Genomic DNA, 24,286 nt, shown 5'->3' on the forward strand with positions numbered 1-24,286 from the left:
ATGAAATTCCATTCACCGAAATTAAAACAATCGGTTTTATCCGCGGCTTTATTGGCCGTCATGCTTGAAATTCAGGCGGGCGAACAATTGGAGGTGGTCGAAGTCAATCCGGCCAAGGGGATACAGACTGATGATGTTTATTCCGAACCGAAAAGCTTTAGTCACAATACGCAGACGTTTACCCAAGAGTCGATGCGCGATCTGCCGATTGCCAATGCCTATGAAATGCTGGATTACGCAACCGGTGCCTTTATTCAAACCCAAGGTCGTAAGTCAGCGTATTTTGCCAGTATTCGTGCCGGCTCCAATCTTGGGATGATTATCGACGGTGCCTATCTGCCGCCGCCGGCAGCCTCAAAAGTGTTAATGCAACTTCCGGTTAGCGCGATTGAGTCGATTAGTGTTGTGCGTGATGCCAGTGCTTTGAATCTGGGGCCTTTGACTTCGATTGTCGGCCCTATGACCAGTTCGCGTACCGAAGGGTTTATTGTGATTAAGACCTTGAGTGCTTTTAAACAGCCGCAGCGCGAACTGCACGCAAAGGTCGGAAGTTACCGGCAGTTTGAGGTAGATACCAGCTTATCCGCGCACTTCTCCGAAGAGGTTGCCGGGCGCGTGGTATTGGCGCATCAGCAGAAACAAGGGCCGAGCGATTACTACAACGACTATCGGCGCGATGTCGGCCTATGGAAGTTAGATGGGTTAGGCGAACACTTCGACTGGCAACTTAACTTTTTTCATGCCGATGGCGAGCAAGGTCTGCAACGCGGTCTGGACAGCTCCGGTGTCAGTGATGACAAATGGCGTTATGAACCGTTAAAAATGCGAATGATCAATGCGCAAGCCGGTTATTACTGGAATGCGCACAGCACCACAGCGGTGCGTTTATCGCATACGCAAAGCGATGCCAGTTTGCAAAAGTACAGCCATGTCAATCCGAACGCTTATGCCGAGGAAAAGACCGAGGAAGAATTTATTAACCTTGATTTAAGTCACGCCCTCAATCACGAGTTGGCCGGCGGGCAAAATTTGCTGCGTTTTGGTTATAACTCTATGTGGTACCACAATCCGACCGGCATGCTGTATTACCCGGGATTTGAGCGTAAAGAGCAGATTCAGGCACTTTATTTACAGAATGAATTCCGCAAACAGGCGTGGTCAGTGGATATGGGATTGCGCGCCGATAAACGTACGATTGACGTGGGGTATGAGCAGGTCGCAAATCAGCGCAGAATCATTGAAGATGTTGAGTTAGACGCCTTGCTGACCGCGGCCATTGGCGCCAGTTATCAGGCCAGCGAGCAAGATTTGTTGACCTTGCGCACACTCTATACCGAGCAGCAACCGCTCAGCGTTTATACCGCGAATAACGATCAATTGGCGCAAGAGAACCGTTTGCGCACTGAGTTGGGCTGGAGTCGTCAGTGGATAGCTTTGGCCCAAGCGCGTTTTAGCACGACTTTAACCGGATTCCATGAGCGTTTGCAAGACGGTGCTTATGTTGCCAGTCAGATTGAGGACCCAGAAGACCCCAACAGTAAGATTAATGTTTATGACAATGCCAGTTGGCGCAATCAAGGCTATGAAATTGAGATCAAAGGCGCTTGGCACAGGCTGAATTATGAAATCGCCTACAGCCGAGTCTCGCCGGGTGACACGCCAAGCGGCGTGGTGAATGTGCCGGAGTCTTTAGTGCGCGCTCGCATCGGTTATCAAACCCCGGCGTGGCAGTTGCATTTAGGCGCTCGCAATATGGAGGAGTTTATTTCTGCCAACAAAGCCGGAATCGGCACGGCCGGTGGCTTTACCACCTACGACGCTTCCGCCGGTTACCGTTTTAAAACCGATGGTTTAGCGCATCGTTTGGTGTTTTCGGCCAAAAACTTGACTGACGAGAAATACGAAACGGTCTACGGCTTTCCAAGCGAAGGGCTGAATTTAGGGGTGGATTATTATGTTCGTTTCTAAAATCATTAAACCGCGCAAACAACCCCTGTTTGCCGCGAAAAAACGGGTGCAATCTTGGTGGTTGATGGCCACTTTAAGCGGCACGGTTTTCGGCGGCGCACTGCTTGCCCAGTCGGCACAAGCGCAAGATGCGCCTATGCCGTCTTGCCAAATCAACAGCGAGGCGCAGCGCGTTTACGGCGCTAACCCGATTGTCACCTATATGCTGGTGGCGATGGCACCACAAAAGCTGATGGGATGGAATTTTCCGGTGTCGCCGCAGGCGAAAGGGATTTTTCCCGATGCGCTGTTTGCTAAGCCGATTATCGGCGGCTGGTTCGGTCAGGGCAGAACGCCGAATATGGAAGTGCTGCTTGCCGGTCGTCCGCAACTGATTGTGATGTCGGACGCGATGGTGGATTCCAAACGGCAACAGCTCTTGCAGCAAATGGACGTGCCGGTTTGTTATCTGACTTTGAATCGTTTGGACGATTTCCCTGATAGTTTTCGTCGTTTAGGGGAGTGGTTGCACAATCCGCAAAGAGGCGAGCAGTTGGCGCAAGCGATGGAGCAGCTTTTGGCGCAACAAAGTCGTTTAAAAGCCTTGTTACAAGAGCGAAATATTGCCTTGAAAAGCGTGTATTACGCGCAAGATCCGAATGGGTTGGCATCGGAATGCCGCGGTTCGATTCATGCCGAAGTGATACCTTGGGCGGGGGCGGTCAATCCGCATCTCTGTCCGGCCGAACAATCACGTTTCGGCAAGGTCGCCATCAATATTGAGCAACTGCTGAAATACGACCCCGATGCGATCGTGACCCAAGAGCGCGCCTTTTACGACAAGGTTTATCAGATGCCGAATTGGCAAGGCCTAAAAGCCGTGCAGAACAAACAGGTGTTTTTTGCCCCGCAAACCCCGTTTCGCTGGTTGGACCGCCCGCCGTCGTTTATGCGCATTTTAGCGGCGCAGTGGCTAATGCAAAAACTCTATCCGCACGTGGCGCAGATTGCCGCGCTGGACACCGTGCAAACGACACAAGACTTTTTCAAATTATTTTTCCAAGTCGAGTTAAGCCGCGAACAAGCGCAAACTTTGCTGGAAGGAGGACAGCTATCATGAGAAGCAAACCGATTCAATTGGGTGCAATGCTGCATATTACGCCGCAGCTTGGACAGTCTGCGGCGCAGACCTATCAGAGCTTTACCGATTTAGTGCAAGATCTCGACCACTTAGGATTTGACCATGCTTGGGTCACCGAACACCATTTTAACGACATGAGTCTGACCCCAGCACCCACGCAGATTATGGGGCATTTATTGGCCAAAACCGAACGCATTCAAGTGGGGGCGGCGGCTTTGTTGGTCGGGTTTCATAATCCGATTGCGGTCGCCGAACAGCTGGCCGTGTTGGACAGGCTCTATCCTCGGCGAGTGTTATGCGGTTTTGCCAAAGGCGGCCCGTTTGAATCGCAAAACAGTGCCTTTAAGGCAGATAAGGATTTAAGCCGTTCACGCATGTTGGAGGCGCTTCCGGCGATGTTAGAACTGTGGCAAGAGCAGGGTGCTTGTACTCATCACGGCGAGCATTTTCAATGGCAGCAGCTTAATTTACAGCCTAATGCCGAAATTACTGCGCAACAGCTGTTTGTAGCCAGCGGCGATGCGCAGACCATTGCCATGGCGGTGCAGAACGGTTTGGGGTTAATGGCGGCGCAATTTTGGGATTTTGACAAAATTCAGCAACAGATTACGCTTTATAAACGCCATGCCGAAACCTATTTTTCTAAACCAAAACCGCCGCGGATGATGGCGGCACGCGGCTTGTTTATGGATAGAAATGCGGCGGTCGCTAAACAGCAAGCACTGGAGCATATTCGCAGTTTCCGCGAGCAGAAAGCCAAGCATTGGGGCAAAGCACCGGGGCCTATGGCCAAGTTGCAGCCAGAGGAGATGTTGGAGCGCATGCTGTGCGGCACGCCGGAGGAAGTCATGGATAAGGTGATTCATCTTTTGCACAACGGGGTGACTGATCTGGTGCTTAATCCATTGACGCAAAATCATTGTTTGCGTACCGAGCAGTTACATTGGTTCTATAACGAAATTTGGCAAAATTTACCCAATCATACCTTTGCCAAATCCATGGCAAGTTAGCTACCACCTATGAATGAACGGTTAAATGGTACAAGATTTTCTTCGCGGACGATCTTAGTTTTGCTGGCGCTTTTACTGCTCGCCAGCGGATTGCTTTCGTTAAGCATGGGGCGTTACGATTTTGCCCCGCTGGGCAGTTTGGCGGAGTTATTAAAGCATTTCGGTTGGCTTTCCGGCCAAGCGGATCCGATCATGGTCAGTATTCTGATGGATGTGCGTCTGCCGCGTGTTTTGGCGGCAATGACCATTGGTGCGGCCTTGGCAATCAGCGGTGCCGCGTTTCAGGCCTTGTTTATGAATCCGCTGGTGTCTCCGGGCATTCTTGGCGTTCTCTCCGGCGCGGCTTTCGGTGCTTCCTTAGGGATTTTGCTTTCCGAAGAGATTTGGGTGATGCAATTACTCACTTTTATTTTCGGCCTCTTAGCCGTGGGCATTGCTTTGCTGTTGGCTAAGGGCGAGCTTAAGCAGAATATGATTATTTTGGTACTCGGCGGCATGATTACCGGCGCGCTGTTTAGCGCCTTTTTGTCGATTATCAAATACGTTGCCGACCCTTACAGCAAATTGCCGGCAATTACCTATTGGCTGATGGGCTCGCTTGCGAATGTGAACGGCGATCTGTTGTATTGGTTAATTCCGTTCGTCTTGCTCGGCATGCTGATGCTGGTACTCAATGCTCATGTGCTAAATGTGCTGAGTTTAGGCGATGATGAAGCCAGAACACTTGGCGTTGCTGTCGAGAGAAAACGCATTCTAATTATCGTGGTTGCGACTTTTCTCAGTGCTTTAACGGTAACGCTGGGCGGCATGATCGGCTGGGTCGGTTTGGTGATTCCGCACATCGTGCGCCTGCTGCTGGGCGCGGATAATCGTCTATTGCTACCGGCGTCGGCTCTACTGGGCGCTATCTATCTTGTCTGGGTTGATAATTTGGCGAGGATGGCCATTAGTATCGAAATCCCGCTAGGGATTCTAACCGCTTTAATAGGCTTGCCGGTGTTTGCTTGGGCGCTCAAAAACGCCAAAAAAGGCTGGCAAAACTAAGGTACAAAGTTATTGTAAAAGAAGTGAGTAATATGAAATTAAACACTGTTAAAGAGTGCCTTCTTGAAGCTAAAAAATTGGCGGGGGCACATGGGAAAAATAGGGTTTTTAGCGATATTGATTTGCAATTAAAACAGGGCGAGGTGGTGGCTTTGCTTGGTCCGAACGGTTGCGGTAAAACGACTTTATTACGTACTTTGCTTGGGTTACATCCTAAAACGGCCGGCGAGGTGTTTGTTCGAGGCGAGTCTTTCGAGCGCATCAAGCCGCAGCAAAGGGCGCGATTACTAAGCTATGTTCCGCAATATCATAAAATGGCGTTTGCTTATCCGGTTTTGGAGATGGTTTTAATGGCCGCCTACGGTGAGAAAGCGCCTTGGTTGCAGGCGTCTGCCGAGCAAGTCGATGGCGCGAAACGGGCCTTAGCATGGATGGGGATTGAACACTTGGCCACCAAACCTTATACCCAACTCTCCGGTGGTCAGCGGCAGATGGTGTTAATTGCCCGCGCCTATGCGCAAAATACGCCGATGATTATGATGGACGAGCCGACTAACGGCTTAGATTACGGTAATCAAATCAAACTCTTGCAAAGGGTCGAAGCACTGGCGGATGCCGGCAAAACCGTGTTGATGACCACGCATCATCCTGAGCATGCACTGCAGTGCGCTTCGCGCGCTATGACCATGAAAAATGGTCGTTTAATTGCCAATGGTTGTCCGCATAAGGTTTTAAATCCGGCGAGCATTCGCGAACTTTACGAGCTTTGCGAAACTGAAATGCCCTCCTGTTTAAGAACCGCTTAAGCGGTTTTCTTAAGCGGTTTTTTATGGGTTTTGCTGAATCAATGCTTGTATCTGCTGCTTGATTTGTTCGTCATCCCATTCAATCGCGGCATTAACCGAGTAGCGGATTTGACCGTTGGCGTCGATAAGGAAGGAGCTCGGGAAGGAGAAGATTTCATATTCGGCCGAGGTTTTGCCGTCTTGGTCGATCAATACCGGAAAATCGACTTGTACTTGTTTGAGAAAGTCGCGAATGCTTTGCGGCGATTCTTTAAAGTTAACCGAGACGATTTCAAATTTTTCAGCGTCAAAAGACTCTGCCAAGCGATTCATCGACGGAATCTCTTTGACGCACGGCGGGCACCAACTTGCCCAGAAATTCAACAAAATCACTTTGCCGCGCTTTTCGGAAAACATCAGTGTTTCGCCGTTAATGTCCTTTAGCGAGAAGTCGCTGGCAGGGCGCGCTTCTATGGCGATCAGGCCTTTTTTCCGTTCAGTCACTTGCGCTAAGGCCAGCTGTTTTTCGGGTGCAAAACGGCGGTTGGCGTTCGGTTGCGAGATGCTGAGCCATTGTCCCAGATCGGTAACCAGTTTTTCGCTGGCGCGTTTTTCGATTTCGGTCGCATCTCGGCTTAAGAAGTACCAGTCGCGCACTTTCGGCACCGATACGAGCGTGACTTGGCTGTTATGGACATTTAAGGCGTTGACCAGTTCTGGCAGTTTCCATTGGAAGGTGCCTTCGCTGGGTTGCACGACGGTAATCGGTAAGCTGCTGGCGCTGACAATCGGGAAGAATTTCGGCGCGTCGCCGGCTTTTTCCGGTGCATTGTAGAGGTTGGGGAAGAACAGCACGGTTTGTTGCATCTGACCATAGCCGTCCGAAGGCGTGTCCGCCAGCTGCCATAGGCGAATACCGCGCAATAGGACGAGACTCATGCGTCCGCTGCTAATCGGCACGAAGGGTCTCTTTTGCTGTTGCGCATGACTTAAAACCGCGGCAACGCCATCGCCTTTTAATTGGCGGATGTTCGTCGGAGTGCGTTCAATAAAATAAGATTCGAGCAGGTCGATTTGCCAGATGTCGTAGCCTTCGTCATTTAATCGCTGAATAAGGTGTTTGAACGTGTTGCGCTCGGCATAGCCTTCGGTGAACCAGATTAGCAGCGGTTTGTGTGTATCGGGCTGGGATGCGTTAAATGTGTTGACGGTGATTTCTTCTGTGCCGCTGTTTAATGAGAAATTTGCGGCGTGCACGGGAAACCATAATCCCCAGAAAACCATGAGGTAGTTGAAAAGTAACTTTCCATTACGCATCATTCATTTCCAAATATTAGAGCGGTGTATTCAAGTGGACTTGGTTCTGTCCAATCCCCTTTAATAACGCGCTATCAGTTGTTTAATATTGTCTTGTTCGAGTTCAATTTCTTTGATTAACAGACTAAAGTGTTCGCGAGCGGTTGATTCTGCGCCGTGATCGAGTATGTCTTCCACACTTTCAATGTGTTTGCCGATAAGGTCTAAGCCAACCGAGTAGCAGTTGCCTTTTAATTTATGCAGTGCCAGTTTGCGCTCGTTTGTGTGTTGTAGCTTTTTGATTTCAACGGGCCAAGTGGCATTGAATAACGTATACAGTTCAATAAAGTTGGTAATACCTATGGCGTCAATAATTTCTTGCGTTCGATTGCCTATCATCGTGCGATATGTTCCGTTGTCAAAGATTAGTGTGCGGTTTGCTGAATGAGTTCTTGATAGATAAATTCGGCATTGGGTTCGGCGAGTTGCGAAAATACGGGTCGGTCTTTATGGGCGCTCTGGTCGATCGTTTTGGCGGCGTTTAAATCGCCGCCTTCGGCGATGACTTTTTGTATCTTGCCCGCCATGTCTTCAAAATAGCCGACGGTTTGACGACGAATAGTGGCCATATCGGCCGCAGTGCCGTGGCCGGGTATCACGATTGCTTCTGTCAGCGGGAAATAGCCGGCTACGGTCTGCTCCATTTTGTCGAAAGAGCGAATCCATTCTCGGTAGGAACCGCCTTTAAACAGCCCTGGCACACGTTGATTAAAGCCTAAGTCGCCGGTGAAGACGAGTTTTTTGGACGGCACGATCGCGCCGGTCATGGTCGGCGTATGGCCGCCGCCGTAGTTGATTAACTCTACCGTTTCGCCATTGCCGACATCAATGCTTAAACGCTCAGCAAAGGTCGTGTAAGCCGCCGTGACGTCTTGTGAATGTTGGTTGATGACATTTCCAGACGCCGCCATATAGCGCTTTTTTTGCGCTGGGAAATTTTCATGGAACTCTGCGGTCGCTTGCTGCTGAGAATAGATGTTTTTTACGCCTATGTCATGCCAGTAGCTTGCGCCCATGTTGGCATGGCCTTGGTGGTTCTCAATCGCGACCCATTTCACCGGCTTATCGGTAATGGCTTTAAGTTGCATATGAAATGCGTAGGCGACCGGCTCGTTCGGCCCTGCGTTATAGACAAACACACCGTCCTGAAAAACCACCGCCGTCATATTGTTGTTAAAACCGAAATTGTTTCGCGTTCCCCAAATTTGGCTACCTACCGCCATGTAAACATCCGGTGCGATCGGTTGCAGTGCTGGAATCGGTAAACGCGGACCTATGTAGCCTAACCGTTTTTCAAGGGCGTGTAGTTCAGCTTGATAAGCCTTTAGACCTCTATCATAAGCGTCCTCAGCACTGTATACGGTGTGACTACCAAAAATACCGATGGTTAAGATAAGCAGGCTTGTGCGGCTGGTGAATGTAAATGGAAAGTTATGCGTAAACATATCGGCATCCTTAGTCGGTGTTTCGGTCTTTGTGAGAACACTATACATTTTGCTTTTTGCAGTGCAAATCGGATTTCACTGAATTGCATTAATTTCATGATTTAGACCTTTAATTGATGTAAAAAATTTACATATTAAAAATAATGTGATAATTTACCATAAATGTCGAATTGGTAGTTTTATTTGAAAAAGTACTGCTATCTACTTATTTAGTAAATGGTTTAAATGAAGATTTTAGGGGTATCTGGTGGTAGAGAAAGTTGGACAAGTTGAGTCGATTATTGGAATGGTGATTGCCTCAGATTCTTTAACTGGCACGACTCGAGTATTAACTCTTGGCAGTCCTGTGTATCAAGATGAGACCATCCAGACCTTTGACGGTGCGGTGGTGTTCATTCAGTTGGAGCAAAGTAATGCCATTACCCTAGGTCGAATGACCACGTTAAAGCTGAGTGAGGATGTGGTTGCAGCAGCGCCAATAGAAGCCAACGAAGCTCGGACGGATTTGAAGACCTTAGAGGTTATTTTAGCTGCGGATAATAGCGATATTGCCGAGTTGGATTTGAATAATCTAGAAGATACGCAAGTCGGTGAGCAACAGGATAGTGCCAACGGCGGCGGGGTGGTGATTGCGCGTTATGGACTTTCTGGCAAGGTGAGTTCTGGATTTTTGACCGATAATCTACAGCAAGGTGTGACGAACGGGAGTGAGGAACGCTTTATTTCTATCGAGTCTGAAGAGCGTGTACCGCCAACGTTAATACCGGTGCTCAATAGTGCACCACAAGCGATTATACTCGAATCGGGTTCAGCACTCTTGGGCTTAATCGGTGCGAATAAATCTGTACTGCAGGGGACGCAATTAATCAGTAATGTTGTAAATTCTCCGGTTGAATTAGGGGTGTTGGATTTGGTTAATTTTCAACCCAATCAAGCATTTTTGGTGTTTGACAGAGAAAATAATATTAAGACCATTGAGTTGACCATCGACAATGGCGTTGGCCAAGATTTATTAGGGTTAAGTCATCTTTTAGGGCATCAAGAATTTGCTTTGATTAATCCTCTTGCTGGTTTTCATTATGATTTAAACCCTAACGGGCAGCATTTAACGATTAGCCGAGAGGATGGGCAAGAAATCAGTAATCTGCAAGCCAATATGGCTCTGTCGGGCGTTACTACGGTGGACACTAGCACACTTGGTGCTTTACTTAATTCCAGCGTGATTATTGGCGCAATCTACGGTTTGAAGGTCACCGATACGCAGAATGAAATTGCTACCGCCAGCATCAAGCAATTTTTAGACATTAATTTGCTGCACAACAACACTCTGCAAGGGTTATCGGATTTATTGGATGTGCCTGTTTTAGGTATCTTATCGCCGATTACCGGATTGCTGGATCAGTTGCTCGGCGGTGTCGACGAAGCACTATTCGGGACGGTATTGGAGGTTGTCAATGTGGTTGACGGTATTACGGATCCGCTTGATTCGCTGCTGCAACCCATCGGTGCGTTGCTCAATGACGTGGGGGATATTGTGAGCGATTTAAGTGGGAATTTGGGGCAGACATTTCTCGGCGATTCTTTAATTGGACAAGCAGGAGATAATCTTACGACCGATTTACTGGTCTCTTTATTAAGTGTGCCCGATATGGATACCACTGATTCGGCTGGCTTATTACAGAGCCTTTTGGGGGGCTTGCCACAATTGGGTACGGCCGGTTCAGTTGATCAGTTAGTTGATGGCGTGACGAATTTACTTGATGGTGTGTTAGGGGTAGAGAGTCGTTTACTGGATGATTCGCTTAATTTGGTCACCACGGATATACAGCAACTGCTGACCAGTGACGACAGTTTTCAGCAAACCGTGATAGATCTGTTAGCCAATGGCGCTGAACAGCAAGGCGGTTCGGTCGATCAGGTGATTGATTCAGTAACGAATTTACTGGATGATTTATTGGGCACGCATACCGATGCGCTGGATGGCAGTTTGAATGAAATTACAACTGTTTTGAGTAATCTATTGGATGGTGTTCGTGTTACTGCTGAACTGGAAAACAATCTTAATTTAGCATTACTTTAAGACCACTCCAAAAAGTCCATTGGTCCATTGTTAATCAGTTCGACCAATGGATTGACGGATTAAATTTCGGCCGCGGCAAAATGGCTAAAAGCTTGCCGAAAGTGAGATTGCCTTTTGCTACTAAACAGACGCTGAAAAAAACGTAGGTATTCTTGAGGAATTTCTTTCAAGTGAGCACCAAAGCGCGCAGCAAAGGAGTCATGCGATTGATTTTTTATCTCAATTCTCAATCTTAGTAAGTGCTCTTGGTTTGGGATATGAGCGTTATCAACGAGCAGTTCAATCTTACGCCAAGTGTGTAACAACGGCATGGCCGTGACAAATCCAACTCCTTCCTCACTGATATCGACCAGCGTTGCTTTGACTTGCACTCCGTCACAGATAATTTGACAGGGAACACGAATTGAACGCCGTTTAGAGATACGTCGTTCTTGATTGCTGATAGATAAATTTTCCATAACGATGACTTCCTAATATAGGAGCATGCTCCATTTTCGACAAATCTATTATGTTTTCTTTGCTATTTTAGTGCAATGCCATAGATAGCGGTTTGCTGATGAAATTTTTAAAAAACAAAGGGTTATTTAACTTTACCCTAGCGCAAAAAGACCATTAAATCGTTATGGTATTTGAATTTTTTAGCGGGTAGTCTTAGCTTAATTACGGTGACTTTGTAAGCAGTGCGTATTGAAAAAGGTCGGAATCAAATCGAATCATAAGTTGATTAAAATCAATAATTTTTTCTATGATGGTAAGTTATAAGGGCGCAGAGGAACCTTGAATCAAAAAGGGTCAAGCTATTGGATTCATTGGCAAGTTTGTATGAGCCGCGTTTATTTGGAGAGAAACTATCGTTTGGACGATGTTTGTGAAGATCTGTTTTAGTGTGTATATTTTGCTACCATCCGTAGCAAAGAAGCGAGACGTTTTATGAGTTTCTCTTTCGGGGCTTCTCCAAGATTTTACGCACCCTTTTAGCCTTTGCGTTATCATACTCAACACTATTTAATTCAACTGTTTTAGGGAGAGTTCGTCCATGTCAGCAAAAATTTTGGATGGAAAAGCGATTGCTTTAGAATTGCGTGAGTCGATTCGCGCAGAAGTTGATCGTCAGGTTGCGGCAGGTAAGCCGCGTCCTGGTCTTGCGGTGATTATGGTCGGTGACGATCCGGCTTCGGCGGTCTATGTGCGCAATAAAAAGATTGCGTGCGAAAAGGCCGGGTTTAATGATGTTTCAGAAGTGTTACCGGCGCAAACAACACAACAAGAAGTACTTGCCCTGATTGATAAGTTGAATGCTGATGAGAGTGTACACGGAATCATTGTGCAACTTCCTGTTCCGGCGCATATTGATCCGGAAGAAATTATTGAGCGCATTAGTCCTTGCAAAGATGTGGATGGTTTTCATCCATATAATGTTGGGCGTTTAGCCACACGTATGCCGATTATGGCACCATGTACCCCGCACGGAGTTATGACGATGTTGGCTAAAACGGGCATTCAACTGCGTGGATTGGATGCAGTAGTGGTTGGGGCGTCGAACATTGTTGGGGTGCCGCAATTGTTGGAGTTGCTTAACGAGCGTGCTACGGTCACCGTTTGTCACAGTGCCACCAAAAATTTGGCGCACAAAGTTGCTCAAGCGGATTTGGTTGTGGTCGGTGTGGGGATTCCAGAGATGGTCAAGGGCGATTGGATAAAACCGGGCGCCATCGTTATTGATGTTGGGATTAATCGTATGGACGATGGCCGCTTAGTCGGAGATGTTGAATTTGAGGTGGCTAAAGAGCACGCCAGTTGGATTACACCGGTTCCGGGTGGTGTTGGCCCTATGACAATTGCCACGCTTTTGGAAAACACCATGAAAGTGGCTTACCATTTGGATTGCAAAGCGAAATAATTTGCTTGTTGCATGGCAATAAAAAAACCTCGGCTTTCCGAGGTTTTTTTGTTTAGGGATAGGGATTGCTAACGATAGAGAGTATGGTAAGTCCCTTGATTTTGCATTAATTCATCATGACTACCGCTTTCGATAATCTGCCCATCTTCAAATACTAAAATGCGATCTGCTTGACGAATTGAACTTAAGCGGTGCGCCACAATAAGGGTGGTACGTCCGGCTAAAAATGGCGCTAAATCTTGATATAGTTGGCGTTCTGTTTGCATATCTAACGCCGATGTCGCTTCATCCATAATCACCACTTTCGGGTCTTGTAGAATCATTCTTGCGATGGCTAGGCGTTGACGTTGCCCACCGGAAAGTTTAATTCCGTTACGCCCGACAATGGTTTCTAGACCTTGCTCCAATTCGTTAATTTTGTCTGCCAATTGTGCTTGCTGTAAAGCTTGCCAAAGTTGCTCGTCCGGCAAATCTCGTCCTAAAGTTAAGTTAAAACGAATACTTTGATTAAAGAGTGCCGGTTGCTGCAATACGGTTGCGACGTGATTACGCACGGTTTCTTGACCGATTTGCGCGAGAGGCACATTGCCATAACGGATTTCGCCTTGATCGGGTTGATAAAAACCAAGTAGTAGCTGTACCAATGTTGTTTTGCCACCACCACTTGCGCCAACTAAAGCGAGTTTTTCGCCCGGATGAATGGTAAAGCTAAGATGATTGAGTACCGGCTGTTCTTTACCTTGGTAGTGAAAGCTGAGCCCAGATACGTCAAGAGCGATGGGTTGTGGGTTCTTAAAAGGGTTGTGTTGGTTATTAAAGCGCGGTTCTTGCTGTAAATCGAGGACGTCATTGATACGGCTTAAAGCACCGCTGGCGGCACTGTAGCTGTATTGAATCGCAAGAATTTCTTGTACCGGCCCCATCATAAACCATAGGTAACCGAATACAGCCATCATCTGCCCGATAGACAAATCGGAGAAGACAACCATTAACATACTCACGCCACGGAAAATATCAAAACCAATCAGAAAGACCATAAATGAAAAACGGCTGGCGGCATCACTTTTCCAAGTATAGGCTTCGGAATGCTGGCGGATATTTTGTGCTTGCCCACGAATACGGTCAAAAAATGCACGATCTTGATTGGCGGCACGTATTTGTTGTAATGCGTCTAGCGTTTCGGTTAAAGACTGTTGGAAAATATCCAGCGCATTGTTCTCATTGCGTTTTAGGTGTTTGACTTTCTGACCCAATCGCATCGTTAGGTAGATAACCACAGGATTCATTAATAGAATAAAAAGTGCTAACTGCCAATGTAGCCACAGCAATACTGCAGTGGTGCCAACTAAAGTAAAAACCGCAATAATGATTTTGCCGACAGTGCTGCCCAAAAAACTATCGATGGTGTTGACATCATTGACCATGGTTGCCGAAACGGAGCCGCTGCCCATGCTTTCATACTGCGACATGGAGACATTTTGTACTCGCGCTAATAAATCACGGCGGATTTGATAGGTGACTTCTTTGGAGATAAGGGTGAATTGCATCATTTGCCAAACCCCAAACACCAGCCCCAAAATCCGCAGCAAGATAGTAATGAGGGTGATGGCCACAATATAGTAAATAGCCCCATGCCATTCCGGCGCAACCCAAGTGTTTAGCGTATTGACAATAAATCCCGGCTTATCAAGCAGCACTTCATCGACCAGTATTGGCAATAAAAGTGGCAAAGGCACTGTGGCTAACATCGCAAACAGGGCAATAAAATGCGCTTTTACTAAAGCTGGTTTATGTTGTAGAACAAGGTCATAGATGCGTTGCCAACTGTAAGTGCGGTTGGCCAAATCGACTTTGGCTGATTTTTCTGCCTGTGCATAGATGCGCATTCAGTTTCCTTTATGTACTATTTGGGGTTTGGACTTGGCGGGAAAATATAGACCGGAAGATGTTTAGATAATCGCCGGTAAAATAGAATTCAAGCTTTTCAGATTAACCTTTTGTGTAGCTAATGAAAAGGTTAAAACCGAAAAAAAATCGATTTTTATGCAAAACTGCTTAAAAATTAAGCATGGTCGGAAAAATTGAAGTCTTAAGAATAACTTAGCGTGTATTCGTAGAGGGAATTATTCGAGTTATCCACAGATTCTGTGGAAAACCATCGCGTGAATAAGTCTGAGTCTCTCTGGGGTTAAACAGGTTTGGCTTGGTCCGGAAATTGGCGTAAAAATATTTCAATGTCATCGGCATTTAGCGGTTTACTGTAGAGGTATCCTTGAATTTGTTCACAACCGTTCGCTTGCAGAAACGCTTGCTGTTCCATCGTTTCCACTCCTTCTGCAATCACTTTAAGACCTAAGTTGTCGGCCATAGAAATAATGGTTTTGGTAATCACAGCGTCGTCTTCATCTTGGGGCAAATCGCGGATAAATGATTGATCAATTTTAAGCTTGCTGACCGGTAGTTTTTTTAAATACGCCAGGGAAGAATAACCTGTACCAAAGTCATCAATGGCAATTTTGATTCCGAGTTGGCGTAGCTGGCTCATTTTACGAGTCATTTCGTCCAACTTGGTCATAATGTCGCTTTCGGTGATTTCAAATTCCAACCATTCTGGGTTGCAATCAACTTCGCATAGCAGTGTATTGACGAATTCAAAAAAATCGTCCTGTTCGAGCTGTTTGACGGCTAAATTCAACGACAGCTTACCATCGATTAAGCCTTGTTTTCGCCAGCGTAAAAAATGGTGGATGGCTTTCAACATCACCTGTCTGTCCAAAGGGATGATTAGGCCAGTTTTTTCAGCGATTTGAATAAACTCAATCGGTGCAATAATCTTGCCGTCTTTGGTTTGCCAGCGCGCCAGCACTTCTAGGCCGATAATTTTTTGTTGAATGCTGTCTATTTGCGGTTGGAAGTAGGGAATAAATTCATTGTTATCAATTGCTTGACGGATTTGCGTTTGCATTGATAAATGCGCAAAAGCTTGATCGGTTAAATTACTGGTGTAGAACTGGAAATTATTGCGGCCTTGATCTTTGGCTAAATACATCGCAGCGTCTGCAGTGCGTAGTAAAGATTCGGCGCTGATTGCATCTTTAGGATAGATGCTGATGCCGATACTATTAGAAAGATAAAATGTATGGTTGGCAATACAAATGGGTTCACTGGTTGCATCAATCAATTTTTTGGCTAAAGTAGCAGCGTCTTCCTCTTGTTTGAGTGGTGTTTGAATGACGGTAAATTCATCACCGCCAAGTCGAGCTAAAGTATCGCCTGTACGCAGGTTGGCCTTGAGTCGCTTGGCCATCGCTTGCAGAACTTGATCGCCAATATCATGCCCAAGCGAGTCGTTAATTTGTTTGAAATGGTCTAGGTCGATAAATAACAGGGCAAACTGGCTTTGGTTGCGTTCGGCGATTAAAATTTCTTGTTCGATTTGTTGATTTAAATAGACGCGGTTTGGCAGTTTGGTTAAAGCGTCGTGGAACGCTTGGTGTTGCAGGGTTTGCGCTTGTTCTTTTAGTTGAATTTCCAGTTGTCGATTGGTGCTGATGTCTTGATAGGTGCCGAGCATACCGATAATTTTGCCGTTATTGTCGCGGAGGGGGAGTTTTGAGAGTAGCCATATTTGAATGTTGCCATCATCATCAATAAAGGCATCTTCCATTTGTAATAAGGTATGGCCCTCTTTGAGAACTTGCATATCTTGGCGGTAATAGGTGTGTCCTTGACCAGAAGGCCAGGGTAGGTCTAAGTCGGTTTTGCCAAGCAAAGCTTCTAGATTGGGGAGTTTTAAATCGTCCAGAAAGTTTTGGTTGGCGCCAATATAGTTACCTTCAATGTCCTGCCAGAAAATTCGCACAGGGACATTTTGTAAAATGTTGTCAAATAATTGATTTTGCCGTCGCAGTGCTTGTTCGATGGATTTGAGTTGACTGACGTCGCTGTTAAATAGCGCAATGGCATTTTGATTTTTAAAATGCACTTTTTGAATAGTTGATTTGACTGGATAGATGCTGCCATCCTTTCGGGTCTGGCTGAGGATAAGATATTTTGTTGCCAGTTTTTCACTTTTTTCTGAGGCTAATTTTTGTAGTTGCGGGTAGGTGAGATCGGCATTAATTTGTTCGATGACCAAAGATTCAACTTCTTCAGCACAGTAGCCGAGGTTTTGTAAAGCTCGGTTATTGGCATACAAACAGCGATTCTGTTCGGCGCTAAAGATGATGATTTCTTGATGAGACAACTCTACGATTTGTGCTAGCTCTGAGTTTTGTTTTTGCAACAGAGCAAGATGAGTAATATCGGTTGATGAGCCAACTGCTTTTAAGGGGCGGTGATTTTTATCAAATTCGATGTAGCCAACTAAATCGACAATTGCCTCGTCCCCATCGGCACGGATTACTCTGTGGTTTAAATGCTGTTTTTCGCCCGTTCGAATCGCTTTTTCAAGGGTTTGTTTCAGGGTGAGTTCTTCACCAGGGGCGGATTTTTGCAAAAAATAGGCTAGGTTGGGTTCAATCGCACCGGGTTCAATGCCGTGAATCCGAAAAATCTCATCTGACCAGTGCATTTTTCCAGTGCTTAAATCCAACTCCCAACTGCCGACTTTCGCCAGCTCTTGCGTCTGTTTTAATAGCCGTTTTTGTTTTTTAAGTTCCAGATTACTGGCCATTAAGGCTTGGGTGGTGGCTTGCAGGTCTTGGATGATTTTTTCCGGTTTCGTGGTTTCAACCAGCAGCACTAAACGCAAGTCTTTGGAGATTGGATAGTGGTGGTGGGCATTTAGATGAAACCAGCGAGTGAGACCGTTTTTGCAGCAAATTTGACAAGGTAAAGAGAGGGGGGCAATCAGATTGTGCTTTGCTTTATTTAACTGCAGTAGCCATTCATTAACAATAAAATCGCGGTAGGCTTCACTGGGACAGATTTTGTTAAACCATTGTTGGATGTTATGAGTGTCTTCTGGCGCGTAGCCAATGGTGTCGAGATAGGCTTGATTAACAAAGATGATTTGGTCTTGAAATGGGTCTGTTTCGCTATGGCGTTTTAACAAGGCAACGGGGCTGGGGAGAAGGTTAAGTAGCCGTTGCCATGCATTAAACGTCATGGTTGGGGTATCCGTATAAGTAAACATAGCCAGACCCTGCACATTTTATATAATCTATTTAGTATAGCTTAAGGTGTGCGTAAGTTGACTTAAATTTTAGGGTTTACCCTTAATGTAGAGCATTAAGTGCATACGATCGCGCAAATTCAGTTTATTGAAAACCTGGGTTAGATGTGATTTAACGGTTCTTTCACTGATTTTCATTTTTAAAGCGACTTCACGATTCGATTCGCCTGTCGCGACGGCTAAGGCAACTTCTTTTTCTTTTGCTGTTAAGGCACTTAAATCCGGCTCTTTTTGTTGTGGAATTAAGTTTGCTCCAGTGGCAATCAACTGATTGACGATGGGACTGGGTAGCCAAACGCCGCCGCTTTTCACGGTCTGCATGGCCAGTTTTAAAGTTTCGGGTGTGGCCAATGCTTCTAAGTAGCCACTCGCGCCAGCTGCGAATGCTTGTTTAAATTCTTCTATTTTTGGGTAGCGGGTCAAAGCGATCACTTTACTGTGGTTGGCGCTCGCTTGTTTGATGAGAGTTTGCCAATTGGGGATGCCGCAAATAATCCAAATAATGGTATCGCGCTCAAAACGAGAGTTAAAAAGTTGGCTTTCAGTAATCAGTTCTTCAGCCATGATAACGCTGAGTTCAGGAAAGGTGTTTTGCCAAAGGTCGGTCGTGAAAGCGTGTTCAGTGATTAGTTGCATATTATCTCTCAGTCATTGCTTCGGAGGATGCACGAAGGATAGGTTTAAATAAGTATTCTAAAACGGTTTTCTTGCCGGTAATGATGTCGGCTTGCACGGTCATCCCTGGAATGATTTCCAAACTATCCGAGAAACTCGCGTTATCGTTTTTGAGTTTAACTAAATAGTAGGTTTCGTCTTTTTCATCGGTAATGGTGTCGGCACTAATTTGGATTACCTGTGCAGGCATTCCGCCGTAAATCGCAAAATCATAAGCGCTGAATTTGATTGTGGCTTCTTGTCCGGGATGAATAAAAGCAATGTCTTTAGGGGATATTTTCGCCTCGACAATTAACGTGTCATCGGTTGGTATGATTTCTAGCGCTGATTGTCCTGGGGCAAGTACTCCGCCTACCGTTGTCGCTAATAGACGTTGTACTTTGCCTTTGATTGGTGCTCGGATCTCAGTTTGCGTGACGACATCTTGCAAGCCTTTCGCGGCTTGTTGTAAAGCGGACAGTTTGTTTGAAGCTTCGGCCAATTCTTCGCGCCAGCGTTTTTGGCTACCGGCTTTGAGCTCATCAATTTTGTTTTGTGCTTCGGTAATGGCACCTCGATTACGTGAAATGAAAGCTTCATTTTTGGCTAATTCACCTTCCAAGCTATTTAATTCACGCTCTAAGCGCAAGAGTTCGACTGGCGAGACCGCGCCCGATTTGAGTAATGGTCGTGTAGCATCCAACTCTTTGCTTAGTAAAGAAATGCTTTGTGTATGTTGTGCTTTAATGGCAAAAGCTTCGCGTAATGCTTGACGGCGTTGAAAAAGCTGAGATTCTAATATTTTTTGCTGCTCATTCAGTTCTGAGATATTGGAATTGTAGAGACGTTTTTCTCGCTCAACGATATCCGGTGCGGCTTCGACTAAACTTTGGGGGAAGACCATCGGGGCGGAGTCGGTTAAGGCTTTTAAGCGAATAATTTCTGCACGCAGTGCAAGGCTTTGCGCTTCATTTTCGTAGAAATTGGATTGTGAACGAGTGGCATCAATTCGTAATAAAAGGTCTCCCTTTTCAACGGTTTGTCCTTCGGCAACTAAGATTTCTTGGATAACCCCACCGTCCAGAGATTGCACCACCTGTAGTTTTTGTGAGGGAATGATTTTGCCAAAGCCACGGGTAATTTCCTCTAAATTGGCATTCGCTGCCCAGATGATGAGTAATACGATGGTCATCATTGTGGTATAAAGCATGCGTTTCGCGCGTAGGGGTTGCTGCTGGATACGAGCCCACTCGGCATCGGTAACCCAGTCCTGTGAGTTGATTTTTCCCGTTTTGGGCATGGCGAAATCTAATAAAGGTTTACCTTTGTTGCCTACTTGGTCACTGATTTTTCCAACACGGTTAAAGGCGGCCTGCTCAACGGTGGTTTTGTTTGGCGATTGGCTCATGCTTGGGTTCTCCCTACCTGTCCTTGGCGAAGTGCTTCGAGAACTTGATCTTTTGGCCCATCGGCAATCACACGGCCTTTATCGAGTACGATAATCCGCTCGACCAAATTAAGTAAACTGGTGCGGTGGGTAATGGTAATGAGGGTTTTTCCAGTTACAATTGTTTGTAAATTTTTACTAAAAGTAGCTTCTGCAGAGAAGTCTAATGAACCGGTTGGCTCGTCAAATAGCAAAATCGGTGGGTCGTTGATAATGGCGCGAGCCAGCGCAACAGATTGTTTTTGTCCGCCGGAAAGCGATTGACCGCGTTCGCCAACCTGCATATTGAAGCCTTCAGGATGCGCATTAATGATGGGCGCTAATCCTGAGATATGACTGGCGTTAACAATTTGTTCGTCACTGGCCAAAGGTGCGCTGAACATAAGGTTTTCTTTCAAGGTTCCATTAAATAATACAATGTCTTGAGGGATGTAGCCGATGTTGCGGCGCAGTTCGGCAGGGTCGATTTGTCGAATGTCGATGCCGTCCAGTAAGATGCTGCCACCGCTCGGTTCAAACAGACTTAGTAACAGTTTTTCTAAGGTGGTTTTTCCAGAACCGTTACGACCGAGAATCGCAACTCGTTCGCCTTGTCTGATTTTGAAACTGATTTTGCTTAACGCCAAGCGGTCATCGTTTGGGTAACTGAAATCAACATTCCGAAATTCGATATCGCCTTTTAGTTGACCTTGGTGAACCCAAGATTTCCCTTGTGGCCGTTCGACATCCCGTTGCATGATTTCTTCCAAGGCTTGATAAGAGGTCGCTGCATAATGATATTGTGCCAGTAAGCCAGCTGTCTGACTGATCGGGCCCATTGCGCGAGAGGTTAGAAGGTAAGCGGCAATTAAGGCTCCTTGAGAAATCTCACCCTCGATAATCAGATAAACCCCCAGAACGATAACACTAACGCTGGCCATTTGTTGTACCCAAGTGGCTCCGTTGCTAATTGATGCGGAGAGAAAGCGCATTTTTGCCGCATTTCGGGTGATAAATAGAGTCGCTTTTTCCCAGCGTGATTGTGCTCGACTTTCTGCGTTGAAGCCTTTAAGCGTTTCAATATTCGCGACGGCTTCGTAGAGCGTGTCGTTGCGTTTGGCACTGGCTTCCATCGAGTCGATGGATAGTTCATGCATTTTTTGTTGTGCGCTTAACGCATAGGTTATAACCACCAAGATGGCAATCACAATAGGAATAACCAAAATGGGGTTGATCAGCGCAATGATAAGCGTGAAGAGCAGTACAAACGGTAAATCAACTAGCGCGGTCACGGTTAAAGAACCGATAAAACTGCGAATGGATTCAAAGGATTGTACGTTGGAAATAAATGAGCCAGATGAGCGAGGCCGATGCACGAGCCGCATATTTAATACGCGCTCCATAATGCTTGAGGAGAGTTTCACATCGGCACGGTTAGCGGCTAAATCGACAAACCAGCTGCGCATCAATTTTAAAATCATCTCGGTTGTAATCACTAAAAAGATACCCGCCGCCAGAATCCACAAGGTATCCGTTGTATGATTGGGCACGACTCTGTCATAGACATTCATTACAAACATCGGCATGGCGATAGCAAAGAGATTAATCAAAATAGAGGCGATTAAAATGTCTTTATATAGACCGCGATTTTCTTGAATCACTCCCCAAAACCAGTGAAGTGAGGGTTTTGCGATTTTTAATGCTTGAGTTTGGTAGAGAAACTCTGGACGGACATAAATGACTTGTCCTTGATATTGGTGATTAAGCTCGTCTAAAGCGATTGTTTGTGCGCTTTCTGGAATATCTGAGAAGCCAACAGTGGCGTGTTGTTCGTTCAGTTCATAGAGTATGCAGGCATCATTTTCTTGCGTCTTTGGATTTTTAATAATGAGCACACAAGGCAATAAATGAGGATTAATTTGTGCTAAACGTCGAGTTTGTATTTTGCTGCTTAAGCCGGCGCGTTTCGCGGCACGTTCAAAAACAGAGGGAATTAAAATGCCTTCTTCAAGAGGTAAACCATTGAGTAGTGATTCTTGAGAGATATCTCGTTCGTGTATTTGGCATAAATGCAAAAGACAGCTGCTTAATGGATCGTGTTTGCTTGATTGATTATTCATAAGAGATTAAGTTTTTCACTCATTAAGCCTGCGATGACTTTTGGACGAATTGGTTGGTGCTTAAGTTAATGTAGACTTTTTCTGCGTCGTCTTTCGTTTTTGTGTCGAGAAAATAATACTACCTGAGTAATAATTCTATGCAAATTTGTTAATAAGAAAAACAAAAGCCACTAAAGCTTTTGCTTTAGCGGCTTGTTTGGTTGATTAAAAATAACTTACTCTGCAAGGATTAAGGTTATTTTTGATTCCACTCGACGATTGACGTTATTCGCCTCAGGCGTTGTCGCGTTAACCAATGGTTTTGTTTCTCCAAAGCCAAGACTGGTTACGCGTGAACGGGGAATATTGAACTTGTTTGTTAACTCATTCGCTACCGCTTGCGCGCGTCTTTCTGACAACCACTGGTTGTAAGCTTCTGGCCCTTCTAAAGAAGCATGGCCTTGAATTTCAACCTTAGTTTCTGAATTGTTTTGCAAGAACTCAGCCAGTGCTTTGATGTCATTTTCGTATTTATCATCAATAATGGATGAATTGAACTTAAAGTTAACTTCTAAGCGATAGGTATTTCCCGCTTCATTTTGCGGTGAAGGGACTTCAAACTTAGATGGAAGGCTGATTGGTTTAGGACGCTCAATTGCGGCTGAAAAATCCGGTACTTCAAGAATAGGGCAGGTTGTCGCTGGATCGACTGGAATCGGCTCTGAACCTAAGTCGGCTAAAGATGGGACGCCATCACGAGTAATGGCTAGGGTATTAAGTAATTCCCCCATTTTAGCAAGTGTTTTTGCAATCGAAATATTACGGTCAAACAACGCATTAGCATAAGAACGGCTGGCTTGGAAAAATTCGATTTCAGTATCAAGTAAATCCAGTAGTGTTCTTTGGCCAATCGAGAACTGGTCTTTAAATGCCACACGCACCTTGTCAGAGGCATCTAAGTGCTGTTGTAGAATCGGTAGTTGATCATTGAGTTTGCGGACGTCGTTAAAAGAAATTTGCATCTCTTGACGCATATCTACACAGACTTTTTCTCGTTGGTATTGAGCGCGGTTGACTTCTTCCATCGCTTTCTGTACTAGGGCGTCTGTGCGATGGCCATTGTATAGATTGTAACGAAACTCCAAGGCTATTTTACCGTCTTGAATACCGTTACTCTCACCTTGTAAATCATAGGTTTGGGCGCCGTATTCACCGCGCAAATCTAAGTTTGGTTTAAAGCCGGCACGCTCTTTATTGACATCACTTCGTTTGGCTTCAATATTACGAATTGCGGCATGAAAGGCAGCATTGTGCTTATAAGCGCTGTCCATAACGCTTTGAAAGTTACTAGGGATAGCGCCTGAATCAAAATCCATTGCATTGAGATTTTGTGCAGGAATTTGTCCGACAATTCTTAAAAAACGTGAGCTGACATCGTGTAAGTTGGCTTTTTCCGTTAATAAATTGGATTCCGCTAACGCCAAACGGCCGCTAATTTGTTCAAGATCGGCACGGCGAGTCGCGCCAGTTTCCACGCCCGCTGCAATTTTTCCATAAACATCGAGGTGGTTATCGTAATTTTGCTGAGCAATCGCGGTGAGTTTGCGAAAGCGTAAAACATCTTGGTAAGCGGTATAAGTTTGCAGGGCAATGCTTTCAACCGAATCAAGTAGCTGGAAGTAACTGACTAATTCGGCATTCTTAAAGCCTTCAATGTTCTTTGCCGTGCGCTGGCCATCGTAAAGCATTTGCGTCACCGTTAAACGGCCACTAGCGCCATGGTAATTTTCATTAGTGGTGTAACTTTTATGTTGTAACGAGTAATCGGCAAATAAATCTACATTAGGGCGTAGTTCAGAATTGGCACTGTTAGTATCTTGCTGGGAAGATAAAAAATTGTGCCAAGCTGCTTGAACTTCAGGATTGTTTTCAATAGCAAACTTAATTGTTTCATTAAGCGAGTTATCAGAAATCGTCGCTACAGGAGCTGCGAAAGCTTGCGCAGAAGTCAGTAGTCCTGCTAAGGCAAGTAATTTTACGCCTTTCCTAAATACAAATGAGTTGGTTGCAGTTGAATAAAACATGGTGATAACCTCGAAGGCTTAGGTAATTTAATTTATTGATGGATCGTGTTTTCATAATTTTGAATCAAAAAGTACAATCCTGTTTTTTTTACGCAATTTTAAGTTTCAAAGCATAGGTTTTTAAAATACTTAACAACAT

17 protein-coding genes are annotated in these 24,286 nt (G+C 45.6%); 7 read left to right on the forward strand and 10 right to left on the reverse strand.

Features of this window, described 5'->3' with window-relative positions; translation table 11 throughout:
- The 5 genes from HRR27_RS04910 to HRR27_RS04930 are packed head-to-tail and all read left to right on the forward strand — an operon-like array spanning nucleotide 1 to nucleotide 5,948.
- Nucleotides 1-1,968: a TonB-dependent receptor gene (locus HRR27_RS04910; protein ID WP_173271450.1), complete on the forward strand. Its 1,968-nt coding sequence runs from the start codon at nucleotides 1-3 to the stop codon at nucleotides 1,966-1,968.
- The gene (locus HRR27_RS04915) at nucleotides 1,955-3,067 is read left to right on the forward strand and encodes an ABC transporter substrate-binding protein (protein ID WP_173271452.1); all 1,113 of its coding nucleotides are present in this window, start codon (nucleotides 1,955-1,957) and stop codon (nucleotides 3,065-3,067) included. The genes HRR27_RS04910 and HRR27_RS04915 overlap by 14 nt, the downstream gene beginning before the upstream one ends.
- Nucleotides 3,064-4,098 (forward strand): LLM class flavin-dependent oxidoreductase, encoded by a 1,035-nt coding sequence (locus tag HRR27_RS04920; RefSeq protein WP_173271454.1) that lies wholly within the window; start codon nucleotides 3,064-3,066, stop codon nucleotides 4,096-4,098. The genes HRR27_RS04915 and HRR27_RS04920 overlap by 4 nt, the downstream gene beginning before the upstream one ends.
- Before the next feature lie 9 nt (nucleotides 4,099-4,107).
- A complete protein-coding gene (locus HRR27_RS04925; protein ID WP_173271456.1) occupies nucleotides 4,108-5,142 on the forward strand; it encodes a FecCD family ABC transporter permease in 1,035 nt (344 codons plus the stop codon).
- 32 nt (nucleotides 5,143-5,174) lie between these two features.
- Nucleotides 5,175-5,948, forward strand: coding sequence for an ABC transporter ATP-binding protein (locus HRR27_RS04930; protein ID WP_173271458.1), 774 nt, complete (start codon nucleotides 5,175-5,177; stop codon nucleotides 5,946-5,948).
- Between the two features lie 21 nt (nucleotides 5,949-5,969).
- On the opposite strand, the gene HRR27_RS04935 is transcribed toward HRR27_RS04930, so the two are convergent.
- Genes HRR27_RS04935 through HRR27_RS04945 form a run of 3 tightly spaced genes read right to left on the reverse strand, consistent with a single transcriptional unit; the run spans nucleotide 5,970 to nucleotide 8,728 of the window.
- Nucleotides 5,970-7,247: a TlpA family protein disulfide reductase gene (locus HRR27_RS04935; RefSeq protein ID WP_173271460.1), complete on the reverse strand. Its 1,278-nt coding sequence runs from the start codon at nucleotides 7,245-7,247 to the stop codon at nucleotides 5,970-5,972.
- Between the two features lie 57 nt (nucleotides 7,248-7,304).
- Entirely contained in the window at nucleotides 7,305-7,622 is a 318-nt protein-coding gene (locus HRR27_RS04940) for a hypothetical protein (protein WP_173271462.1), read from the reverse strand.
- A 26-nt stretch (nucleotides 7,623-7,648) separates the two neighbouring features.
- Nucleotides 7,649-8,728 (reverse strand): MBL fold metallo-hydrolase, encoded by a 1,080-nt coding sequence (locus HRR27_RS04945; RefSeq protein ID WP_243830886.1) that lies wholly within the window; start codon nucleotides 8,726-8,728, stop codon nucleotides 7,649-7,651.
- A 247-nt stretch (nucleotides 8,729-8,975) separates the two neighbouring features.
- Between HRR27_RS04945 and HRR27_RS04950 the strand changes: the two genes are divergently transcribed.
- The gene (locus HRR27_RS04950) at nucleotides 8,976-10,808 is read left to right on the forward strand and encodes a FecR family protein (protein ID WP_173271464.1); all 1,833 of its coding nucleotides are present in this window, start codon (nucleotides 8,976-8,978) and stop codon (nucleotides 10,806-10,808) included.
- 59 nt (nucleotides 10,809-10,867) lie between these two features.
- Here HRR27_RS04950 and HRR27_RS04955 read toward each other — a convergent pair whose 3' ends face one another.
- On the reverse strand, nucleotides 10,868-11,266 hold the full coding sequence (locus tag HRR27_RS04955; protein WP_173271466.1) for a PilZ domain-containing protein: 399 nt from the start codon (nucleotides 11,264-11,266) through the stop codon (nucleotides 10,868-10,870).
- Between the two features lie 578 nt (nucleotides 11,267-11,844).
- Between HRR27_RS04955 and folD the strand changes: the two genes are divergently transcribed.
- Nucleotides 11,845-12,708, forward strand: a complete 864-nt coding sequence (gene folD, locus HRR27_RS04960) for a bifunctional methylenetetrahydrofolate dehydrogenase/methenyltetrahydrofolate cyclohydrolase FolD (RefSeq protein ID WP_173271468.1) — start codon at nucleotides 11,845-11,847, stop codon at nucleotides 12,706-12,708.
- A 68-nt stretch (nucleotides 12,709-12,776) separates the two neighbouring features.
- On the opposite strand, the gene HRR27_RS04965 is transcribed toward folD, so the two are convergent.
- The 6 genes from HRR27_RS04965 to HRR27_RS04990 all read right to left on the reverse strand — a co-directional run bounded on the left by HRR27_RS04965 (nucleotide 12,777) and on the right by HRR27_RS04990 (nucleotide 24,147).
- Nucleotides 12,777-14,594 (reverse strand): ABC transporter ATP-binding protein, encoded by a 1,818-nt coding sequence (locus tag HRR27_RS04965; RefSeq protein WP_173271470.1) that lies wholly within the window; start codon nucleotides 14,592-14,594, stop codon nucleotides 12,777-12,779.
- Nucleotides 14,595-14,896: 302 nt separating this feature from the next.
- Nucleotides 14,897-17,845, reverse strand: coding sequence for an EAL domain-containing protein (locus HRR27_RS04970; RefSeq protein WP_173271472.1), 2,949 nt, complete (start codon nucleotides 17,843-17,845; stop codon nucleotides 14,897-14,899).
- Between the two features lie 69 nt (nucleotides 17,846-17,914).
- The gene (locus HRR27_RS04975) at nucleotides 17,915-18,520 is read right to left on the reverse strand and encodes a response regulator transcription factor (protein WP_173271474.1); all 606 of its coding nucleotides are present in this window, start codon (nucleotides 18,518-18,520) and stop codon (nucleotides 17,915-17,917) included.
- Between the two features lies 1 nt (nucleotide 18,521).
- The gene (locus HRR27_RS04980) at nucleotides 18,522-19,946 is read right to left on the reverse strand and encodes an HlyD family type I secretion periplasmic adaptor subunit (protein ID WP_173271476.1); all 1,425 of its coding nucleotides are present in this window, start codon (nucleotides 19,944-19,946) and stop codon (nucleotides 18,522-18,524) included.
- Complete coding sequence (locus tag HRR27_RS04985; RefSeq protein WP_173271478.1) at nucleotides 19,943-22,084, reverse strand: type I secretion system permease/ATPase; 2,142 nt, start codon at nucleotides 22,082-22,084, stop codon at nucleotides 19,943-19,945. Before HRR27_RS04985 ends, HRR27_RS04980 begins: the two co-directional genes overlap by 4 nt.
- A gap of 215 nt (nucleotides 22,085-22,299) precedes the next feature.
- Nucleotides 22,300-24,147: a TolC family outer membrane protein gene (locus HRR27_RS04990; protein WP_173271480.1), complete on the reverse strand. Its 1,848-nt coding sequence runs from the start codon at nucleotides 24,145-24,147 to the stop codon at nucleotides 22,300-22,302.
- Nucleotides 24,148-24,286: the final 139 nt, after the last annotated feature.

The sequence above is a fragment of the Thiosulfatimonas sediminis genome (assembly GCF_011398355.1).
Classification (GTDB): domain Bacteria; phylum Pseudomonadota; class Gammaproteobacteria; order Thiomicrospirales; family Thiomicrospiraceae; genus Thiomicrorhabdus; species Thiomicrorhabdus sediminis_A.